Source organism: Vibrio sp. J383 (assembly GCF_023503985.1).
Lineage (GTDB): Bacteria > Pseudomonadota > Gammaproteobacteria > Enterobacterales > Vibrionaceae > Vibrio > Vibrio splendidus.
In genome coordinates, this window is the sequence record NZ_CP097293.1 from 1,836,541 (window position 1) to 1,856,345 (window position 19,805).

Annotated in this window: 16 protein-coding genes; 6 read left to right on the top strand and 10 right to left on the bottom strand. The window is 43.9% G+C overall.

From position 1 onward, the window contains the following. Nucleotides 1-2: 2 nt before the first annotated feature. Both M4S28_RS08280 and sbcB read right to left on the bottom strand, forming a co-directional pair. A complete protein-coding gene (locus tag M4S28_RS08280) occupies nt 3-374 on the bottom strand; it encodes a CidA/LrgA family protein (protein WP_017075118.1) in 372 nt (123 codons plus the stop codon). Nucleotides 375-399: 25 nt separating this feature from the next. Continuing rightward, a complete protein-coding gene (sbcB, locus tag M4S28_RS08285) occupies nt 400-1,824 on the bottom strand; it encodes an exodeoxyribonuclease I (protein ID WP_249631546.1) in 1,425 nt (474 codons plus the stop codon). A gap of 1,037 nt (nt 1,825-2,861) precedes the next feature. On the opposite strand from sbcB, the gene M4S28_RS08290 reads away from it, so the two are divergent. From M4S28_RS08290 to M4S28_RS08305, 4 genes are read left to right on the top strand one after another with little or no spacing between them, the layout of a single operon-like run. Beyond that, complete coding sequence (locus M4S28_RS08290) at nt 2,862-3,296, top strand: DUF4402 domain-containing protein (protein ID WP_004734871.1); 435 nt, start codon at nt 2,862-2,864, stop codon at nt 3,294-3,296. A 52-nt stretch (nt 3,297-3,348) separates the two neighbouring features. Then, entirely contained in the window at nt 3,349-3,786 is a 438-nt protein-coding gene (locus M4S28_RS08295; RefSeq protein ID WP_004734872.1) for a DUF4402 domain-containing protein, read from the top strand. Further along, entirely contained in the window at nt 3,783-4,493 is a 711-nt protein-coding gene (locus tag M4S28_RS08300; RefSeq protein ID WP_249631547.1) for a fimbrial biogenesis chaperone, read from the top strand. The genes M4S28_RS08295 and M4S28_RS08300 overlap by 4 nt, the downstream gene beginning before the upstream one ends. Before the next feature lie 47 nt (nt 4,494-4,540). Then, entirely contained in the window at nt 4,541-6,979 is a 2,439-nt protein-coding gene (locus M4S28_RS08305; protein ID WP_249631548.1) for a carboxypeptidase-like regulatory domain-containing protein, read from the top strand. Between the two features lie 15 nt (nt 6,980-6,994). Here M4S28_RS08305 and M4S28_RS08310 read toward each other — a convergent pair whose 3' ends face one another. Next, a complete protein-coding gene (locus tag M4S28_RS08310) occupies nt 6,995-7,843 on the bottom strand; it encodes a sterol desaturase family protein (RefSeq protein WP_249631549.1) in 849 nt (282 codons plus the stop codon). A gap of 87 nt (nt 7,844-7,930) precedes the next feature. Continuing rightward, nucleotides 7,931-8,944, bottom strand: coding sequence for a DUF2804 domain-containing protein (locus M4S28_RS08315; protein ID WP_249631550.1), 1,014 nt, complete (start codon nt 8,942-8,944; stop codon nt 7,931-7,933). A gap of 169 nt (nt 8,945-9,113) precedes the next feature. Here M4S28_RS08315 and M4S28_RS08320 point away from each other — a divergent pair, with 169 nt between their 5' ends. Further along, nucleotides 9,114-10,148: an AraC family transcriptional regulator gene (locus tag M4S28_RS08320; RefSeq protein ID WP_249631551.1), complete on the top strand. Its 1,035-nt coding sequence runs from the start codon at nt 9,114-9,116 to the stop codon at nt 10,146-10,148. 4 nt (nt 10,149-10,152) lie between these two features. Here the strand turns inward: M4S28_RS08320 and M4S28_RS08325 are convergent, their stop codons facing one another. Both M4S28_RS08325 and M4S28_RS08330 read right to left on the bottom strand, forming a co-directional pair. Beyond that, complete coding sequence (locus M4S28_RS08325; protein ID WP_249632718.1) at nt 10,153-11,103, bottom strand: chromosome partitioning protein ParA; 951 nt, start codon at nt 11,101-11,103, stop codon at nt 10,153-10,155. 39 nt (nt 11,104-11,142) lie between these two features. After that, nucleotides 11,143-12,477: a sphingomyelin phosphodiesterase gene (locus M4S28_RS08330; protein WP_249631552.1), complete on the bottom strand. Its 1,335-nt coding sequence runs from the start codon at nt 12,475-12,477 to the stop codon at nt 11,143-11,145. 402 nt (nt 12,478-12,879) lie between these two features. Between M4S28_RS08330 and M4S28_RS08335 the strand changes: the two genes are divergently transcribed. After that, complete coding sequence (locus M4S28_RS08335; protein ID WP_004734880.1) at nt 12,880-13,401, top strand: DUF2058 domain-containing protein; 522 nt, start codon at nt 12,880-12,882, stop codon at nt 13,399-13,401. Nucleotides 13,402-13,642: 241 nt separating this feature from the next. On the opposite strand, the gene M4S28_RS08340 is transcribed toward M4S28_RS08335, so the two are convergent. The 4 genes from M4S28_RS08340 to M4S28_RS08355 all read right to left on the bottom strand — a co-directional run bounded on the left by M4S28_RS08340 (nt 13,643) and on the right by M4S28_RS08355 (nt 19,554). Next, a complete protein-coding gene (locus M4S28_RS08340; protein ID WP_076679233.1) occupies nt 13,643-13,825 on the bottom strand; it encodes a hypothetical protein in 183 nt (60 codons plus the stop codon). A gap of 179 nt (nt 13,826-14,004) precedes the next feature. Beyond that, nucleotides 14,005-15,624 carry a M91 family zinc metallopeptidase gene (locus M4S28_RS08345; RefSeq protein WP_249631553.1) on the bottom strand — a complete coding sequence of 540 codons (1,620 nt, stop codon included), beginning with the start codon at nt 15,622-15,624 and terminating at the stop codon, nt 14,005-14,007. A 4-nt stretch (nt 15,625-15,628) separates the two neighbouring features. Next, nucleotides 15,629-17,908: a hypothetical protein gene (locus tag M4S28_RS08350; RefSeq protein WP_249631554.1), complete on the bottom strand. Its 2,280-nt coding sequence runs from the start codon at nt 17,906-17,908 to the stop codon at nt 15,629-15,631. A gap of 176 nt (nt 17,909-18,084) precedes the next feature. Then, nucleotides 18,085-19,554, bottom strand: coding sequence for an aerolysin family beta-barrel pore-forming toxin (locus tag M4S28_RS08355; RefSeq protein ID WP_249631555.1), 1,470 nt, complete (start codon nt 19,552-19,554; stop codon nt 18,085-18,087). Between the last annotated feature and the right edge of the window lie 251 nt (nt 19,555-19,805).

The following is a 19,805-nucleotide window of genomic DNA, read 5'->3' on the forward strand; positions in this document are numbered from 1 at the left end:
GATTATTGACCTCTCGAAAGCAAGCGGTCTAAGAACCATGATAAAGAAACTAGCACGATCAGCGTACCACCAACGGCACTTGCCATAATGGGTAATGCATTCGCGATAAGCATGTCAAAATGATCCATGAGTCCGACACTGATAGGGACAAACAATAAGATCATCAAACGAATAATCAAGCTTGCACCGGGCTGTACCCAGTGCTCAGGAACAATACCAATCACCATGGCAGCAAACAAAATTAACATGCCAAAAATACTGCCTGGGATAGAGGTATCCAATAAGTGCTGTAACGCGTTACCTGCTGTGAGTGCACCTATAATTAAGGTGAAGGAGATTAAGCAGTAAACGAGTTTGATCAATCTTTCTTTCAAAGTGTCACATCTCTTGATAATGAATTTAGCTCGCTAGCTTTTCTACGTATTGATAAACCGCTTTTAAGATAGCCATTTTCTTCTCGTCACTTTCATGTTCGTGTGCGAGGTTCTCTAGATTCAGCATGTACTCTTCCAGACGGCTTTCGTAAAACTCACGACAGTGGTTAGCCCATTTCAGTTGTTCAGCTTCGTCTAACGTCCACGGGAAATGTCGAGCGCGGTAACGGAACAGCAAAGGCTTAATACGTTCGTCACCAAAAGTGATGTCTAACGCTGCCAAGTTATTTGGGTCAGTTTCACGAATGATGTCCATTGCGGTTTTGTCGCCTGGCGAAAAGAAGCCGTCGTAAAGGTGAGTGTCTACGTCGTCGCTTTTTTCGTACTTGCGTTCTTGCGAATACAAACCGATCAGTTTCTCGCGGATCTCTGGATGTTCACGTAATAGCGCTAAGTTTTTTAAGCACTGTTGACGATCGATACCAATAGTTTCCGCATTTTCAGCCGTTAGGGTTTTCGCTGGCGCAAGAATAGGGCACTTGTTCAACTGGACGAGTTTGATGGGTACGGGTAGCTCGTCTTCACCCAGTTCACTGCGTTTGGTGTAGAGTCTGTCTCTGAGTTCATCAGCGTCCAGTTCTAACAGTGGGCTTGGATCTTTGGCTAAATCAACCACGATAACGGCATTTTGATTGGTTGGGTGCCAAGCCATAGGCACAATCCAGCTTGTGTAGTTACAATCGCGACCAAACATGCCCGAAACGTGCATCAATGGTGTCATGTTTACAATATCAACCAGGTCATTCAGCTTACGCTTATGACGCATGTTGTAAAGGTAATCGAACATCTTAGGCTGTGCAGCTTTCAGCTTCTTCGCTAACTCGATGGTCGCAATAACATCGGCCATCGCATCGTGCGCGTTCTCATGTTCAATGCCGTTTGCCACAGATAGGTGTTCCAGTTTGAAGCTTGGATAACCTTCTTCGTTCTCTGGCCAAACAATGCCTTCAGGGCGCAGTGCGTGAACAGCGCGCATTACATCTAACATATCCCAACGCGAGTTGCCGTTCTGCCAACTCCACGCATATGGGTCGATGAAGTTTCGGTAACAGGTGTAACGCGTTACTTCATCATCGAATCGAATACTGTTGTAGCCAAGGCTTGTGGTGTTTGGTTTCGCCAACTCGGCATGGATCTTAGCGATAAACTCTGGCTCAGGAAGACCTTGTGAAGCCGCTTTTTGTGGTGTGATGCGGGTGATCAGTGCAGCTTCAGGCGCAGGGAGGTAATCAGCAGGAGGTTGGCAATAGATAACTAGAGGCTCTCCAATAACATTGAAATCTTGGTCGGTACGAACACCCGCAAATTGACTCGGACGGTCTTTTGCTGGGCTAACGCCCCACGTTTCGTAATCGAAAAAGAAGTAGGTCGGCTGATTATCTGAACTCATTGAATTTCCTGAACAGCAAGCGCGGAACGTTTACTGTGGCTGAAGGTTAGTTTTGTTCAGTATCTGATAGTATGCGGTACGCGTGCAACCCAGATCACAAATAAATTGCCGGAAAACGGTGCTTTACTATTCAATCGAGTCGGTGGGGAAGGTTTTGAATCCAATTGTGGCTTTTCTATGGTCACAATTCTGCCTGTGTACCTCTTTTTTACCTATCTTTTCACCTTAGCTGTTGTAAGGCGATGAGTCGGGTTTCAGGTTTACCGCGAATGAGTTTGTTTGTCTTTTACTCTAAAGCCGTGTGATTAGAAACACCTCGTTGTTTTTTGACTGGTGGTTAATCTGCTGTACCTGTAGCTAGTCCGCTGTGCTTGTATCTAAACTGCAGCGCAGATGTCTAATCCGTAGCACAGATGTTTAAACTGCTTCACTTGCCTGTCTTGGCTCTGTCCAATCAAGGTGTTTTTCGCAATACAATCCTCTTAGGTTTAATTAATTTTTCGGTATTTATGATTGTCGTGGTTAATTTTACTGGAGTGTTATGTTTGTCTCATTTTTAATACTTCTATAATCCGTGTTTGAATTGGATATAAAGAAAACTCTAATATTTCATTTTTATTACAATTTATTTTAATTGTCAGTATGTTTCACTTCTGAGACTGAATTGCAACATGGTGATCTATATAGTAATTAACCTGAATATAATAAGGGTTTATTCTTGTCACTTATTCTTGTTCTTTATTTTAGGGTTACTTTAATTAAGGTCTTTTTATAGAAATAATTACGTACAAAAATAAAGGAATTAAGTGTAAAACCAGTTTTATATATAACTGGTAAAAATGATTCAATACCATTATTATTGTTAGTGTTATTTATATCAATTTGCGTGATCTTATTCTCACTGCGCCTCATTTCTTTATAAATAAGTGTCAATGTATATATTTTCTGAATAGGATTGTTGTTACCTAATTGTTAACTTTGATTGACTATTAGGTAACCCTAATAATAAAGCCGATTTTATATAAAGGATTAAAGAAATGAACAAAGTCTTTAAGGTTGTTGCTGTATCTGCACTTTCTATCTCTTCAGCGAACGTTTTCGCTGTGAGTGACACTTTTGATGCAACACTAGAAGTAAAACAAGCAATTACAATGACAAAAACAAGTGATCTTGACTTCGGTATCATCACTTCAGACAACACAACGGACGTTGTTATCGCTCAAGGTGATGCTGGAGCTGCGGCATTTACTCTTTCTGGGGAATCTGGTGATGCAGTAACAGTAAGTATTTCTGATACTAACTTGGTTAACGGCGTAAATACGATTGCAGCTGAATTCGACTTTAATAACGCTATTACTCTTACCGGTGGTACTGCGGCTCTTAATATTGGTGGTACTGCACGTACTTCAAGTGCGACATTAGTTGCTGGTACATATACTGCTAACGTTGCAGTAGATGTTACTTACCAGTAATTAAATGAAACCAGTGTAATATTGTGGCTGCTATAAAGCAGCCGCTTTTACTATGAGTGTTCTATTCAAATACGCGATTTATATTGGTCTGATGATTTACTCCAGCCCTTTTCATGCGCTAGAAATTATTCCTGAGAATATGGAAGTGAAATTTCCGGGTATGTATATCTCTGGGTCGGGCCAGAATGCGGATTCAAACCCATCCAATAGTCAGGTTTATGTGGTTCGTTTTTATGTTGAAGGTGAGCCTGGTAAAAAAATCGTGGTTTCTCTCCCTTCCAAGCAATATCTAAACCATTCTCGTAAATCCAAACGCCTGCGTATTAGAAAGTTCTATTTTGGTTGTGGCTTATCAAAGCGTGGTAGAGCCAAAATCAAAGGGAATGGAAGAAGCAAATTATTGTGTATTGGTGCCAAAGTGAAAATCGGCGCTAACCATCCAGCAGGCCTTTACACCAGTACAATCCCTTTTGAGGTTAATTATAAATGAAGTTGTTTATCTCATGTGTTCTCGGCTTAATATTCACAACACAAGCCTATGCTCAGTTACTCATCGCACCGACTCGTTTTGTGCTGGATGCCGACACTTCGGTGACTGAAAAAATCGTCGTCGAAAACAATTCAGATCAACCGATTCGCTTGGAGATAAAACCGATTTATCGCCCGGTAAAGGCGAATGGCTTAGTTCGAACTGACGCTAATATCGCGCAATCAGAAGATATCGCGAGTTGGATTAAAGTGTCACCACCAATAATTCGTGAACTTAAACCCAATCAAAGACGCACGGTTCGCTTACGTATGAATGCTTTACCTGCTGACATGGCTGATGGTGAATATCGTGCTTACTTGTGGTTTTCCCCAATAGCAAAAGCTGCAGAGCTATCAGACATTGCGTTGTCTTCTAGCAAAACCAACAGTGATGGTTCAGCTTTTCAACTGAACTTTCATATCAACAGTTATGTGCCTGTTTATGTCCAAAAAGGTGAGCAGATACAAGATGTTAAGTTTGCGTGTGACCACCAAAGCATCAAGATTCGCAACGACGCTAACTTTCAATTTACTGCGAAATTGAATGTTGATGAGCATAGCGAAAAAGTGGTTCTACTTCGTAATGCTGAATTAACTAAGCTTTTCCCAAAAGGCTCAAAGATCTCACTGGTTCAGAACGAACAGCTTCTGTACGAATGTGTTCTGTAGTGCTCGTTTCATTGAAGCGAACTCTGTAAAAGCCAGTGTTCAATTGCATGGTTTGGCGACTTTTGTTGTTCGCTTCACTGTTTCCTTTTGGTGCGTATTCGCAATCTAAAGCAGAAAGTAAGGCGAGTGAACTCTATCCAGCCCATGTTGAAGTTCGAGTCGGGAAAGTGGGGGATAGCTTTTATCGTGTCATGATGGATGACTACGAAGAACCCTTCATTTCGATATCCAATGCCGCTTTTTATCTGCTCGAAATGAATGGTCAGTGTGATGAAAGCGGATATTGCGAACTGTATTTGCCTCAAGATGTGGGAAGAGAATCTCCTCCGTATATTCTAGATACCGAACAAGCCATCTGCTATCGAGATGACGACAATATCCAGTTGATCAAATATCAAGTCATAGATTCAGAAACTTTCATTCATTGGTACAGCTTACAAGCTTGTATCCCGGCAAAAGTGCGTTGGGATATTGATGATTATCGGCTCACCGTTACTCCAGAATTCAGTTCATTGACTGAACTGGAAGCCGCTATTTCTAAGATGAAAAATGAATCACGTAAGAAGGCCGAGGATCTCAAGCGAGCTGAAAACACGCCAGCTTTCGAACCTGTTGCCGCTGTGGGTTTAGCGACTCGGTTAGCGACTTCGGTTTATCACGACAGTGAAACTGGCGGTGATGTTTACGCAATCTCAGACACCATATTAAGCACTGAGCACTCCTTGTCTCGCTTGTCGATTGATTCGCGAGAAGATAACCCTATCGTTTATTACAACATTGCGGTTGAAGCTCATGACGGTGAAGGCTCTTTGGAAGTCGGCCATGTGTTATTAGATGGCAGCGTCTTTACCGTGAATCAAACCCTCGAAGATGGGCTCTATTACACCAACCGAAAGCGACAGACAGAGTTCGGCAACCTTCAACTTGAACGAACCACTCAACCAAACATCAGCATCGATGTTTTGGTCAATGGCATTTATCAAACCACTTATCGCTCTGATGAGTTTGGACGTTTCGTGGTTGAAGAAGACAACATCTCCCCCGGTGACACCATCAAGTTTCGCTACTACTTATCGAAAGGTGTCTGGCAGGAAGAAGAGATCACCGTCGCCGGTTTAGAAGATGCATTTCTGCCAAGTAATGAGTGGGGCGTGCAAGTGGTGGGCAATGAAGGTGCAGACCGAGCTGGCGCTGTGTCGCTCGAATATGGGCTTGCCGATTACTTCACCGTGGGTAGTGCCTTTATGAGGCAAAATGGCAAAGACTTGATTGGTGTTCAAGGACGATACTTACCGGCGCATTGGTTCGCGGGTCATATCGGTTGGTTACCTGAGTTCAATCGCTTTCCAATGGAGTTTGATATTTTGATCAATGGTGATCAGTCGGCATCGATAGAGCTCAATAAAACCGATGAATTGGACTTAGAGTCGATGGAGTACGATGTGTTCAAATACAACCTGTCGCTTGCCAATCTAACGGCCTTTTTGACGGTAAGGGATGATGAAGATGAGTTGAGCGTTGAACCCAAGTTGAACTCGAAAGTGGCTCGTAATCTGTTTGTCTCATACGCCGGTGACTATCGATACATCAAAGCTTCTCATCAAGAAGACTATCTACACACTATTGGCTTGGTCAAAAGCGGGTTTTCGGATACGTCGTGGAATATTTCTGGAACTGTTGATGGCTCTGGTCATCATGAACGAACGGAGCTGTCTCTGAGAAATGCGTGCAAAGAGTGCCTGTTAGATCCGTTGGAGGTTTTTCAAGAGCTCACGACCAACGTATCGGCTCGCTATCAAAAGCAGGAGGTTTCGTTTACGGCTTCCTTAGAAGCTCGAGTTAATCCTTATTTGCTCTTTAAATTGGAAGGAACCGAAGACCGATACGGTGTCGAGATGACGACCGAATTCGGTGCTAAAACTTACTTTGACGAAAGTATTGGTGAGTTTGTTGAGTGGAATCGATACAACCATTCTAAGCTGACGGGCGTTGTCTACGATCACCACAGACAACCCATACCAGGAGTAAGCCTACAAATCTTGGACCAACGAGCGGTCAGTGATGCAAAGGGCCTATTTGAATTCTCAAGTGTTCCGGCTCGAGATAATCTACCTATCTATATTGATGAAGGGGCGCTCGACCTTAACCTCACGCCGATTCAAAACCCTGTGTTTGTAAACACTAAGCAAGTCGGGCTAACTCATGCTCACATCGAAATGGTGGTGTCATTTGGCGTCGATGGCACAGTGGAAGGCGATCTAGAAAACAGTGCTTATCTGCACTTTAAACATATCCAGAAAGGCACCGAGTATTCGAGCGAGATTGAGAGCGATGGCTTTTACATGGTAGAGGGGCTCATCGCGGGCAAATACATTGTGACTTTAGAAATGGGAGACAAGCGATACGTGCAAGGTGCCGACTTGGACGGCGATTTCTGGGTAAGCGACCTCACATTCAACCTCATTGATTTTCATAAGGTGTACTAAATCCGATCGTTTTGATTAGTCTGAAGGAGGCGACAGTATCAATCGCACTTTTTGTTTCATGGTTAGCTCTCGGTTCTTCAAATCTTTGAATATGGCCTTCCATTCTTGAAAGGTGACCACTATCGGGTTAAAACTGTTTACAGGTTTGGTGACGCCGTAATGTACGGTTTCAACTTCAGGTTCGAACGTACCAAACAACTTATCCCAAATGATCAAAACACCGGCGTAGTTCTTATCTATGTATTGCGGGTTTTTGCCGTGATGCACACGGTGGTGTGATGGGGTGTTAAAGATGTATTCAAGTGGCCCCAAGCTTCGTATCCATTGTGTATGGACGAAGAACTGCAAACCTAGATTCAGAAGCACTACAAAGATGACCCATTTAGGGTCAAAACCTATGATGACGAGCGGTACCCAAAATAGCCACATGCCTGCGAATGGGTACATCAAACTCTGACGGAAAGCCGTACTGAAGTTCATCTGTTCTGAACTGTGGTGCGCGACGTGCGCGGCCCACATCCAGCGAACACGATGGCTTGCTCTATGGAACCAGTAATAGCAAAAGTCTTGTAACACCATCAATACAACAAAACTCAGCACGCCCATTTCAATGTCCATTAAACGCCAACCAAACATCCAGAGATACAACTGAACGACCAATAACCCGGTGAGCAAATCGGAGAGTTGATGCATTCCCGCCAGCGTGAAGTTACACATCACTTCTGAAAGTTTATAGCTGGAGTTATCTGGCAGTCGACCTTGCTTCTGACCGATAAAATACTCAGCCAACATGCACACCACGAATAAGGGCGCTAATACCAGCAGTAGCCATTCTGGGTGATTGATTAATGCGTCGATATTCATGTTTTATCCTTGTTGAGACGCCATACGCGTTCTTAGTATCAAGTTTACTTAGACTTGCTCGCCTGAGATTCAATCAGCAGAATTACGTTACCAGCGAGCAAAGTGATCTTCTGTTAGGCCAAGAACACCATCGAGTCGATGTGTCACTCCATTGTTGTCTTCAATCGAGCCAGAAAAGTGACCAATGAACTGACGAAAGTTACTCTTTAACAGCCATAAATTGAGCTTTTCGCTGCGGTTATTTAAGGGCGTATAGGTCAGGTTTATACGTCCATCTTGTGATGTTATCTGCCAAGGCAAGTTCGTGTCTTGGCGACTGAACGTAAACTGTACCGGGTTAAGCAAGTGTCTGGTTCCATTGACCCATAACACGTTTTCGCAGCCTCCGGTTTCATTCACGCCCGCCGCGAGGTTTAGGCCAATATCTGTGCCATTGGATTGCGTGTTGATGCTTGCCCAGCGCCAGCTGGTTTCACGTCTCATGTAGCCCGCTGAAAAGTCATAACCGGCACGAGCTTGTTCGAGAACGAGTGATTCCCCTTTGATTTGGATTTCACCGCTGATGCGCAAAGCATTGTGCTTTTGGGTGTAAGTCCAACCTGAATAACCCGTTGGGCTGCACATCGCTAAGGGCAAGCTGTCGGCTTCAGGCTCTAAAGCGATATCGGCCTTGATGAGTTTGGTATTCAATCGAACTTGCCATTGCCCGCCTTCAATATTAAAGGTGATGCTTTGGCCTGCAATGTTTGTCGTGCCGTCAAATGGCGAAGCGGTAACTTGTTTATCAAACCCTAATGGCCTCAACCAAGATGACTCTTCTAGATGGTTGTTTTCAATATCGTACAGATAACAAAATGCCGAGCCCAAGTAGCGAATATCCGCGATAGCGACACCAATAATGTGCGTGTCGGTGACGATGCTGACAAACTGAAATTGCTTGTAGTGGAAGTGCTTCTGCCAAGGAGCTGCTTTTGAATCCATCGAGTTTCGGTAGTCAAAGCTCTCGATGTTCAGGTGCTTGGGGATGCCATCGAAATGTCCAATGATCGGCTGACCATTAGAATCAATCAAACTGTGTGGGGCTGGGTTCGTTTTTATCATTGCGATGGTTCACATTAATTTAACAATTAAAGCCATTGTGCGATGAGTAGCGTAGAATTGGGAGGTCATATTCGGACAAGAGCGCGTTGCCAATCACGATTTTGTCAGTAGTGTTGTTGAAGCTGAGTAGTCATGTTTATGGGAATGGGCTCGATATAAGGAGAGACGATTGGAGATTATCGCGGAGTATAAGCCGACCGGACATCGGCATCAGTTGGGTACATTAGATATCGCGCTGCTGTTGAATACGTTAGAGCAACGAGGTATCGATATTGAAAGGCTGCTCAATGATGTGGGTTTGCCGAACATGGATTGGCGAGACCCGAATGGAAAGCTGACTTACGCTGACAAGCTTGCGTTATTTAGCGCGGCTAATCAGAGTTTTCCTCACGATGGCTTGGGGCTTTGGTTGGGAGAACACGCTAGCTTGAGCCACTTTGGTGTGTTGGGTTATGCGCTATCAACCAGTCAAAATGTCGGGGAGGCCATCAAGTCGGGCTTCAAGTATTTGCGCCTGAATGGGCCTATCTTCTCGGTTAAATTACTTCTAGATTCCGAGCAAGCGGTGATTCGGATAGAGAACACTTTGGAAGTGGGTGAACTCCTGCCTTTCTGCAGTGAATATTTCTTGAGTTCAATCGTCTCTTTGTTCAAAGAACTGACTGGTCATGAGTTGGATATCTACACTTTGGCATTGCCTTATGCTCGTTCCAATTACACTAAGCTTTATGACAACCGCTTCCAGTGCCCGGTGATTTTTGAGCAAAACTATTGTGAACTGCGTTTTGATGTCTCCGTTTTATCACAAACCTTATTGACTCATGATGCCGCGACCCTGAAGCGCTATCTCGCGTCTTGCCAGTCGATAGTGGAAACGCTGGACTCTGAGCATCTGCTGACTAACCAGATCAAAACGATCTTTTATCAAACCGCAGGCAGTTTCCCGAATATTGAACAACTCGCGGATGAGTTTGGTTGTAGCTCTCGTACGCTCAGGCGAGAGCTAGTGACCCATGATTCCAGTTATCAAATATTGCTTACCGAAGTTCGAGTGGAACTGGCCAAAGAGCTGTTACTCGGCACAACCATGAGTATCGATGACATCGGTGAAAGGCTCGGTTATAGCGACCCGGCAAATTTCAGAAGGGCGTTTAAAGGTTGGCTCAATAAAACGCCCGCGCAGTTTCGTGACGGTTTAAGTTAAAGCGTTACTTGCTAAAAAATTGTTCTCTGAAATTGGTGACTTGCTGCTGATAGTAACTGTCCCAATCGTGCTGAGACCAAGTGGCATAACTTGATGAGCGCTGAGAGTCTAAGGTCGCGTTGAGCTGATCCAGTTGCTCGTGATAACTCATCACGGTTTGTTGCTGTTGCGCGACTTGCTGTTCTCTTGCGGTAATGTTGCTGGCCTGCATTTCATCTAAGTAGGTCTCTTGAAGGTCGGCTTTGACTGATACTATCTCAGCAGGGCTATAGCTGCTGGGTATCAAAGAGACTGCCAATTCATATTTTTGAAGCTGTGTTTCGGCGTTTAACGTGTCCGTATTGTTTTGCCATTCACTAAGCAAATCTTGATAATTGGCCAAAAACTGGCTCGCTTCGTTCTCTTCAAGGGTGTTGGCGTCGAGCGTAAAATCCAGATGCGCAAACTGGTCTGCGAATAGCTGGTAGGCCAACTCGCCCCATATTTGCTGTGCAGACTGCTTGAATAAGGCAACACGATCTTCAAGAGTCTCTATGGATTCAAGTGGGATGGTACTTTGGGCTAATTGCCAGTCGACTGATAGCTGCGGATAGTCGCTCAGTAACTCAAACCATATGCTCGGCAATTCTGATTTCAATCGTGCGAGTTGCTCTGCGCAGTCATCGCGTTGTTGACAAAGCTTCCAGAACCCATCGAGTTCATCGAATAAAGCCTTACCTTCGAATTCACTCAAGTTTTCAGCAAGAATTTTACCGTCCAGTGCTCCAGCTTGGGCTTGATTGCTCTGCGATGCTGAATTTCCCGAACTGGGGGTTGCAGTTGGTGTGAAATTATCGTCATCAGTTGTCGTAGAAACACGCGGCTTAGCTTCTGTGTGTTGAGCAGAAGATAGCGGTGTTTCAATCGATTTTGATGACCATGAGTAGCCAACAATGCTCGTCACCGCGACGAGCATTAGGATTAATATAACTCGATGCATTATTGGTTCACCGAGTTACTTGATCACGGCGCTAACAGGGAAGTGGTCTGAAAGGTTGTAGTGCTTCCATAACTCACTGCTGGTTGAGCGAGGAACATCAACGCGGTTATTGTTGTGAGTTTTTTGTGCGTACTCCGAACTCACCACTACGTAATCCAAGTATTCGACGTTTTCCCCGCCAGACATAGGTTCGCCTGCAAAGTTGTTGATGCGTGGGTCAAAGGTAGAAGCGGTGTAACCAGAGTATGTTGGTTCATCAGCCTGCAGGTTAGCGAACATTTGTTGGTAGTCGTCTGGGAACTTCAGCTTGTTCACGTTGAAGTCACCGCTGTAAATAACCGTCTCTGAAGTTGGTATTTCCAGTGATTGAGCAAGCTGACGCATCTGTTTAAATTGACGTTGTCGGTAGTCACGTGCCGTGTCTGTATCGAATGATGCCGTGTGGGTGCCGAAAACATGGTAAGCCTGACCATTCTTGATAACCTCGGCATAATTCACGCCCTTATCAGCGAAACAATCTGTGCCTGTACAATCAGGGAACACGTATTGCGCTTCGTTGACAATAGGGTAGCGGCTCACAATGACCACGCCACCGTCGTATATGTTAATCCCATCTTTATCTAGCATTTTGGTTTGGTACGGGTACTCTTTTGCAAGTTCACGCAAGAACTCATCTCTGCCGTTAGCAAACACCTCTTGTAGTGCCAACACGTCGTAGCCTTTTATATATTGAGGGAGAAGATCGTAGCGGTCACCAATATGCGAAGCGATGGCAGGCAGCGCCCAGATGTTATAGGTCATGACTTTGAGTGTATTGGCATCCGGCTCTGGTTGCTCATCTACTTTGGGTGGGGTGATGGTGTAATAAATATCATCGTAGCGCGCCGTAGAATCGGCTTTGAGGGCTAGCTCTGCATTGACCCCGAATGCATCGGTTGTGCTGCGATGAATATTACGATCGTCATGCAAAGTTAGGTTGACGTCTGCTGCGCTCAAACCGTGTTGCATTGTTGAGTTGTACCAATGTCCTTCCATGGTTTGATTAAGTGTGACGCTCTCCCCAATAGAATTTGAGACTACTGTGTCAAACTCGTATGTCTTACCGGACTTCACACCTGTCCAGCGGTTGAAACTGATCAGCTTTTTGGTTTCCCACGGGCCAATTTGTTCAACATGTTGCTGCCACTCATCACCGAACTGAAGTAGGTCGGTACCAGTATGATTGGTTTGAATCGTCATCACTTGGTTGGTGTTGTTGGTCAGGTACACATCGGTATCTGCAATAGCCGAGGTTGAAATGAATGAAGCTGATGCAAGTAATGCACTCAGGCAAGTCCATTGAGTTTTCATTTTCACGTTATCCTTACTGATTGGTTTAAAGAATAACGTAGTAAAGAGTTATGACATTGGAGTTATAACTCTATCAGAATTATCCAAATATTAGATATATGCCATGGTTTTATAAATTCGATTACTCATTGATAATTAACATATTGCTTTGTCGGAATGATAAGTGATACGCGCGCACGCTAACAAATAGAGGAACGATTTGGATTTGAGGGTAAGTCACTAGTGGTGTGTTTTTGTGGAAATCATAGGTCGGTAAATAACCAGAAATGGATGCTGTGAATCACGATAAGGGATAACGCTAGCGGCCTTGCTCTATCAGCATAAATTTTACCATTGTTCAGTAAACAGATTCCTCAAAAACAGGTATGATAGTGTCGTTTTTAATCCTGAACTGGGAAAGTCATGGCAAAGTTAACACTCCAAGAGCAAATGCTTAAAGCTGGCTTGGTAAATGAGAAAAAATTAAAGAAGGCGAAGAAGGGCTCTAAAAAGTCTCGCGTTCAGTCTCGTGAAGCAAAAGCGGCAGCAGAAGAAACTAAACTGGCGCAGCAAGCGAAAGACAAAGAGTTAAACCAACAGTTGAAAGAACAACAGTTGAGCAAAGAAATTAAAGCTCAAGTGAAGCAACTGATTGAGATGAACAAGATCGAACAGAAGAATGGTGAGATCAAATACAACTTCACCGATGGTACGCTAGTTAAATATCTTTACGTAGAAGACCTGACTCAAAAGCAACTAAGTAAAGGTATCCTAAGTATCGCGCGTCAAGGCGAAAGCTATGTTGTTATCCCTACTGCGGTAGCGAACAAGATCGCGATGCGCGACGAAGAATCTATCGTTGATACTCAAGCTTCAAGCTCTGATGAAGTTGACGAAGATGACCCGTACAAAGACTTCGTGATCCCAGATGATCTAATGTGGTAGTCCTCGACTAAACCACTATCTAATTCGTCAATTACTTGTGGCGTGAAGAAGTATTAAAAGCCCCGATGTGTCTTACATCGGGGCTTTTTCAATGTTGGCAACTGCATAGAATTATTTGCGGGCTCATCTGAACCGGTCTTGTCTCTATATTTGAGAAATAATTCATTGCCGGTGCCTCACTTACGACCGCTTTACTGGTAAGTAGCTAAGTAGGTAGGTTACCTACTAAGGCTTTGGCCAGCTAATCGGCAACAATGTCTGCGATGTCGAAAGTTGAGTCTTGTTGGCTGTTTTTAAGTTGATGATATTCGAGCTGATATTGCTCATAGCCATCAAAATAGCAGTCGCCGATTTCATTGCGTGGGCAAATTTGTACATCGTCTCTTGCGACCAGTTCAGTTGAACAAGATGGGCAGTGTTTCATAGATCCTCCTGATGGAATCCCAGTGTATAACCGGCCCCATTAACTCAAACTTTTGTTTCGTTGTGATTTCATTTTTAAGTCAAGTAGTGGGTTTATTTGTCATAAACCCGCTACTTGTTGCTGTGCTTGGCCACAGAAAGGAGCAGCGATATAAGGTGCTTCGAGTTCGACAATGCTGTTTATTGGATGCTACATATATTGAAGCGAGAGCGGTTACCTCCACCTAACATTTTTACATTCTCTTTGTTACTAAGTGCTTTCCAGGCGGTACTTTCTGCCGCACTGAGGTTTGAAGGTTGGTAATCTAAGTTAGCGTATCTGGATACAACCACTTGTTTATCCATGCTTTCAGATAGGCTATCGATTACATTAGTTGTCACTTTTCCATCGGAGTAGGCCATGACCAAAACTTCATCATTTTCTTCAAGCGCTGAGACTAATGTGCTTTCATTGTCTTTGCTGTATTGAACATCACTGTAACCTTGCTCTGAGCCTGCTCGTTTGCCTGAAATTGAACGATAAAGAAGGCTCTTTTTACGTTTCTTTAAGCAGCTAAGTGGGGTCTCATTCTGCTTGCTATAAATATTGACCACTTTAATATCGTTTTGAGCAGCGTATTTCAGAATTGAACTTTGGTTTCCGAGTCCTCTGCGTGTCAGCGCTGGTGAATTTTGCAAGCTTTGAGATAAGCGTTGTTCGGTAGCATCAACGATAACAATCGCAGGTTTGTTACCTTCACTTAACGATTTCTTTAGTGCTTGTCTAACTTCGACATGTGCCATTTTTCCTTCTACAGTATCCCAGTTCGGTGCATGCTGAGGTGTTGCGGATGGTCTTGTTTCAAGCGTATATGGCTTGTAGTCGTAGTGTTCTTTCGGCCAATAAGTATTTCTTTTTGCTTTTCCCAAATCGTCAGCTAAATGAAATTCACTCACGATCTTTTCATTTTTTAAATACGCTTTAGGTTTTTCTTGTCCTAGCGCTTTCCATTGGAAGTACATCTCTTCACGAAGGTTGATGACTGCCTGCCTGGCACTACTGATTTCCGTAACGGGATCTCGACCGTGTTCAGCATTGTTGTAGTGAGTAATTCCTGTGGTCTGATATTCATAATTTGGAATCACATACTCTGTCGCTTTATTGGTGTCTGGGTGTCGGTGAGACAGAGGCGCATTGCCTTGAGGGACGGCACCAGAAGAGAAGTCTCTCGCGTGTATGAGCTCATGTCCTAATGCGACAGTTTGATCAAACGGTGTCTCTGTTCCTGGAATATTGACCATCTCCGTGGTGGAGAAGTAAACCGTATTCGAGACCCCCTTACCATTAAACTGTCGCTGCCAAGCTAGCGAAGCCTTTTGTTGATCTTCAAATATAGAGGGTATCGTCTCAAAGAGTCTTCCTGGCCTTTCTGGTTCTTTTATCACAGTGACAACCGCAGCATTAGAGTGGTCGATCCCTATTGTATGTTCAATTAATGGTTCAACACCGTCGTGAGGCGCATTGACCGGAACGTAGGTAGCGATTTGTCGTAAAATTTCTCGTCCAGTTTGTGATAGCTGTAGCTTGCGGACTAACACGCTTATATCTGCAAGGTATGCGTCACTCTTTGTTTGTACGTAGAGGTTTCTAGACATGCGATAAAGTTTACCGTGGGTGTCTGAGTTGTACCCCGCAATCACTTTTACGCCATCCGGAGCGTCATAAAATAGGCCGAATTCTGAGCCTTTTCCTGCATATACATTCATTGGGTCAACAAGCAAAAAAAGCACTGAAAGAGTTAATATAATCTTATTTTTCATTGACTTATTTCTCTAATGCGATTTGTGATTCAATCCAATCTTCGAGTTCTTTGAGGAGCAGATGGTTGATATGTGGAAGCATGGTCAGTTCTTCTTGTTTAATGATTAACCCAAGCTGCCCAATTGCAGACTCGAGATCTCCTTGGCTCAACGCTATTTTTATATTCGCGAGTTGGGCCCAGAGGGCATGTGAAGATACATAGCCTACTTGTTGTTCCAGTTCATCTTGATGCTCATCGGAAAGGTAGCTCAGGTGCAGAGGGGAAAGCGTGCTGTTGAACAGTTGATGTTGACTGTTAGGCGATACATTGACTTCTGACTGCTGATGTTGCGCGATTTGTAGATAGAGCGAAAGATCGCCTAATAAATATTGAAGTTGGTTGGCATTCGTCGTCTTCATTGCCTTTTCAATGATGCTTTCAATAGCGCTTTGAAAATTTTGATCAAAGTTAGTGCTTGGCTGCGACATCACTTCATCGAGTATATCGGCCATTTGGGGAGCATAAAATCTAAGGTCTCCTGCAGCATAAACGCTCGGATAGGGCACTGAATAGTTCAGTGAACGAAGATAAGACATCGATATAGCGAGCTCAAATTGAGGTTGAATGAAATGTCTAAAAATTTCGTATTGTTTGATTTGACTTAACACTCCACCGCTTGGTCGCTCTGTTAGCAGCAGTTCATACCAACGGCTAAGCTGATACCAGTTTGTACGATTGTCGGGGTTTGAACCGTCGATTCCTTTGCTTTCTAGATAATCCACTAAAGACGTTTGGTAGCTAAGAATCTCGATGTCAGTTAGCAAGGATAATTGCTGCTCAAACACCTGATTAGAGAGCTGGCCGGATATGTAGGCATCAGCTGTATTCATTAGTTGCTCTCTAAATAAGCCAGCAGGCCATCCCGAGGTCACCCTCGACGCTGTATAATAATCGACATTAAACTCTACTCTTTTTGTTAATACTCTGGACAGTTCAGGGTCCTTTTTAGGGTGGTAAGTATCGTACAATGGACCAGAGTCTTTACATGCATCTAGAGAAGCTTGAATACCGCCTGGGGCAATGGAAGGAACACCCCAGCAAGTTCTTGCGGGGCGGACTTCTACAGTTGCTGTACTGAGTTGTTCCTCGCTCAGGTAATCGATATCCCACATTTCTTTCGCATACTCTCTCAATCCACTTTGTCTTACTTGAAATTCCAATATACTTCGGTTGATTTTGCTGTGTGTAATGATCGATACCACGTGAGGCTTTGACCTTTCTATGAGCCGTTTAATTGTGTTCTCTCTATGTGTTGATAGTCGGCGTAAAGCAATTTCAACAAGTTCTCTTTTCTTGCTATGTATATTCAAAGCGAGCTCGTTATAGTCATCTGCGTTCAGTTTATTAATTAGATCATCGATGCGTGCTGGTCCTTCAATGCGAATACAGCGTTCGAGCTCTGTTAAAGAGTCTTGAGCATTTTGGCATAGCGGCTGGTGTAGATTTGAATTAGGGGAAACATGCCCGATTGACTTCAACAGTTCTAAATCAATTCGTGCCATTTGTTTAGATAACTGCCTGTCATACGCTGAAGCTAACCGGCGATACTCAGTGTCTGCTTCAAGAAGCAGGTTATCTATATACATAGAGGCAGTGAGCTTGACATGATCGTCGTATTTATTGATGAGTTCGATGGCATCTTGTTTTGAATGATGGAAACGAGAAAATTTTGATGAGTGGTTGGTAAACACGTAGTGCGATTGGCTTTCAAATTCGGTGATTTTTTCTTTGGCTGCGAAGTACTTAATGTCATTCGATAATAGGTTTAGCTCATCACCAACTAGAGGAATGAGAGAAAAAATAGAAGCCGCTTTGTCGAGTCGAGTAGAGGATTCCTCAGAAAATGTTTGGACCATGTTGTCGACCCAAAAGCCCACCGCAACAGCATCTCCGATTGGCCCTAAGACTTCCAAAGTAGAAGAACCGGCCTGACCCAACCGATTGATTAGGCTTTCTTGGCTCAACGAGCTTTCGAATGTTTGTGGGACGTTAGCCAACGCTTTTTCTGTTTGTGGCCATGCTGATGTGAAAGATTGCGTGTGCACATCGTGTTCAAGTTCGCCTAACGCAGTACCAAACTGTGGTTCCAAATAAAGCTCATTTCGAGACCATAAAGAGGCACGATCATTGTTTATTGTGTCTAGTGATTGGGTATCCTGAACTCCATTGCTTAAGCAAAGCGCGGCTGACATGGGGCTGTATAGTATGGCGACAAACCGCCATAACGTGTTTTTGTTTTTCATAGTTAACTTTTTCTTGGAGTGAATAGCTGGCCGAATTTATCGAGATAAAGGTTCACCCATAAACAAGAGCCTCGTTTGGGTGCCGATACGCAGGAGTGTTTTGGCTTTTTTGATTGAGGGGTTGCAAAAAGCTCACCACCAGTGTGGTGAACCTAGATTGGGGAATATGAGTTTGCTTACTGCTGCACAGGGTTAATCACAAGTTGAGCATCTAGATACCCAAGTTGAGCGAAAGTGTCAGGGTTGAAATCAGTCACTATTTTAATATCACCCGCGTAGTAGGTTTCGTGATTGTTGAACGTCGTTGTATCGAATGAATCGACAGAATGCTCAGCGCCGATATCTATCATCCCTGAATATTGAGATTCAGCACTGAATTGACCAGACACGTGAGAGTAGAACGGGCGGACACTGGCTCCTGCGGCGTACTGCATGCTACTCAAGCCATTGGTGTTGATTGCCCAACTCCAGTCCCACCATTTCATCTCTCCAGGAATATAGCGGTGGTCCCATTGGTAGCGGATATTGGCTTGATCTTCGCTGGTGGTTCCCATGGTAAAGGTGTGTGAGACAGTAGGGCGGTTTGTTGGATGTGAGCTCAGCGCATTGCCGCTATAACGAAGAAAACCTGTGAAGCTCACGTCGTAACTCATGTTGGTTTTGATGCGGTATGGGTAAGAGATGGTAGAGCGTAAGAACTCGACTTGAAAGGGAAGTACTGAGTTCGCTGGTACAGTGATGATGGCTTGTAGGTCAGTTGGCTCCAAGCGAGAGCCACTGTTGGTATCAGAAAAGCGTTGGCCTTCTTCTAACACGACTCTGACATCCGTTTTCCCAGCTTGCGGCCAGTGGAAGTTCTCATCAATCATCACTGATTCAGCAAGGTCAAAGCGCTGTGTTTTACGCCAATGGGTGGATTGCTTAAAATGAAGGTCAACGACGATTTGTTTCGGATGATCAGTCTTGTTAATAGCATAAGCTGTAAGGGTGTTGACCAGCTCTTGGTCAGTTTCTTCTACAGAACCGTGCCAAAACGCAGTGTTATCGAGTACGTAAGAGAAGTTATCGACAGTGATGGTTGTCTTCTCATTACAACGCTCACCGGTACAGCTTCCATCGTTATTCCCTTTGATCTCCCAACCATGGTTAAGTTGCTCTATTGCCATATCTTGACCGACGTAACGCCCGTTATTGCCGCTAACCCAAGCGTAACCAAGACTATGAGCCAAGTAACTTAGCGGCCTGATAAAGTTCGTGTCGTCATTAACTAAAGCTCGTTGAACTTCAAGGTTACTGTTCTCTTGAATAGCTTGTGCTTCGTAGTATGGCAAGCCCGCTTCTGGTGTATTAGGGTAGCACCAGGTTTTGTTGCTTGGTTGACCTGGTTTAATGAGGCCATGATAGCCGGAGCCCATGATCACCCAATCATGCTGAAGGCCAACAATGTCCCAAACATTCATGCGGGATATCAGGGCTGTTTTATGTTCTTGAGCTTCTGAATTGTTGAGAGCGCGATAGTCGAAACGACAGATATCTTCTCCAAGTTTATCTAAGACGATTTGGTCTGAGTATATCTTCGCATGAGCTGTAAAAGAGATTACCGATAGGGCAGTGCTAAATAGAATGGTTCTACTGACGTTAATCATTAATAAGTTCCTAAATGCCATTATTTGGCTATTTTTATTAGAATCGAGTTATTAGATTTTATTGATATTATTTAAAGCCGAGGGACTCTAGCGGGGTGTACTTTGTCATATAAAACAATGCCAAAAATACTGAAATGAATTGAAAATAAATACTTATAGATATCAGGAGGTTGTACTGATCAACTTGTTGTTTGATAAAGACTTATCTTGATGACTTCAATTAGTTTCAACTATCAAAATATTAGGTGGTT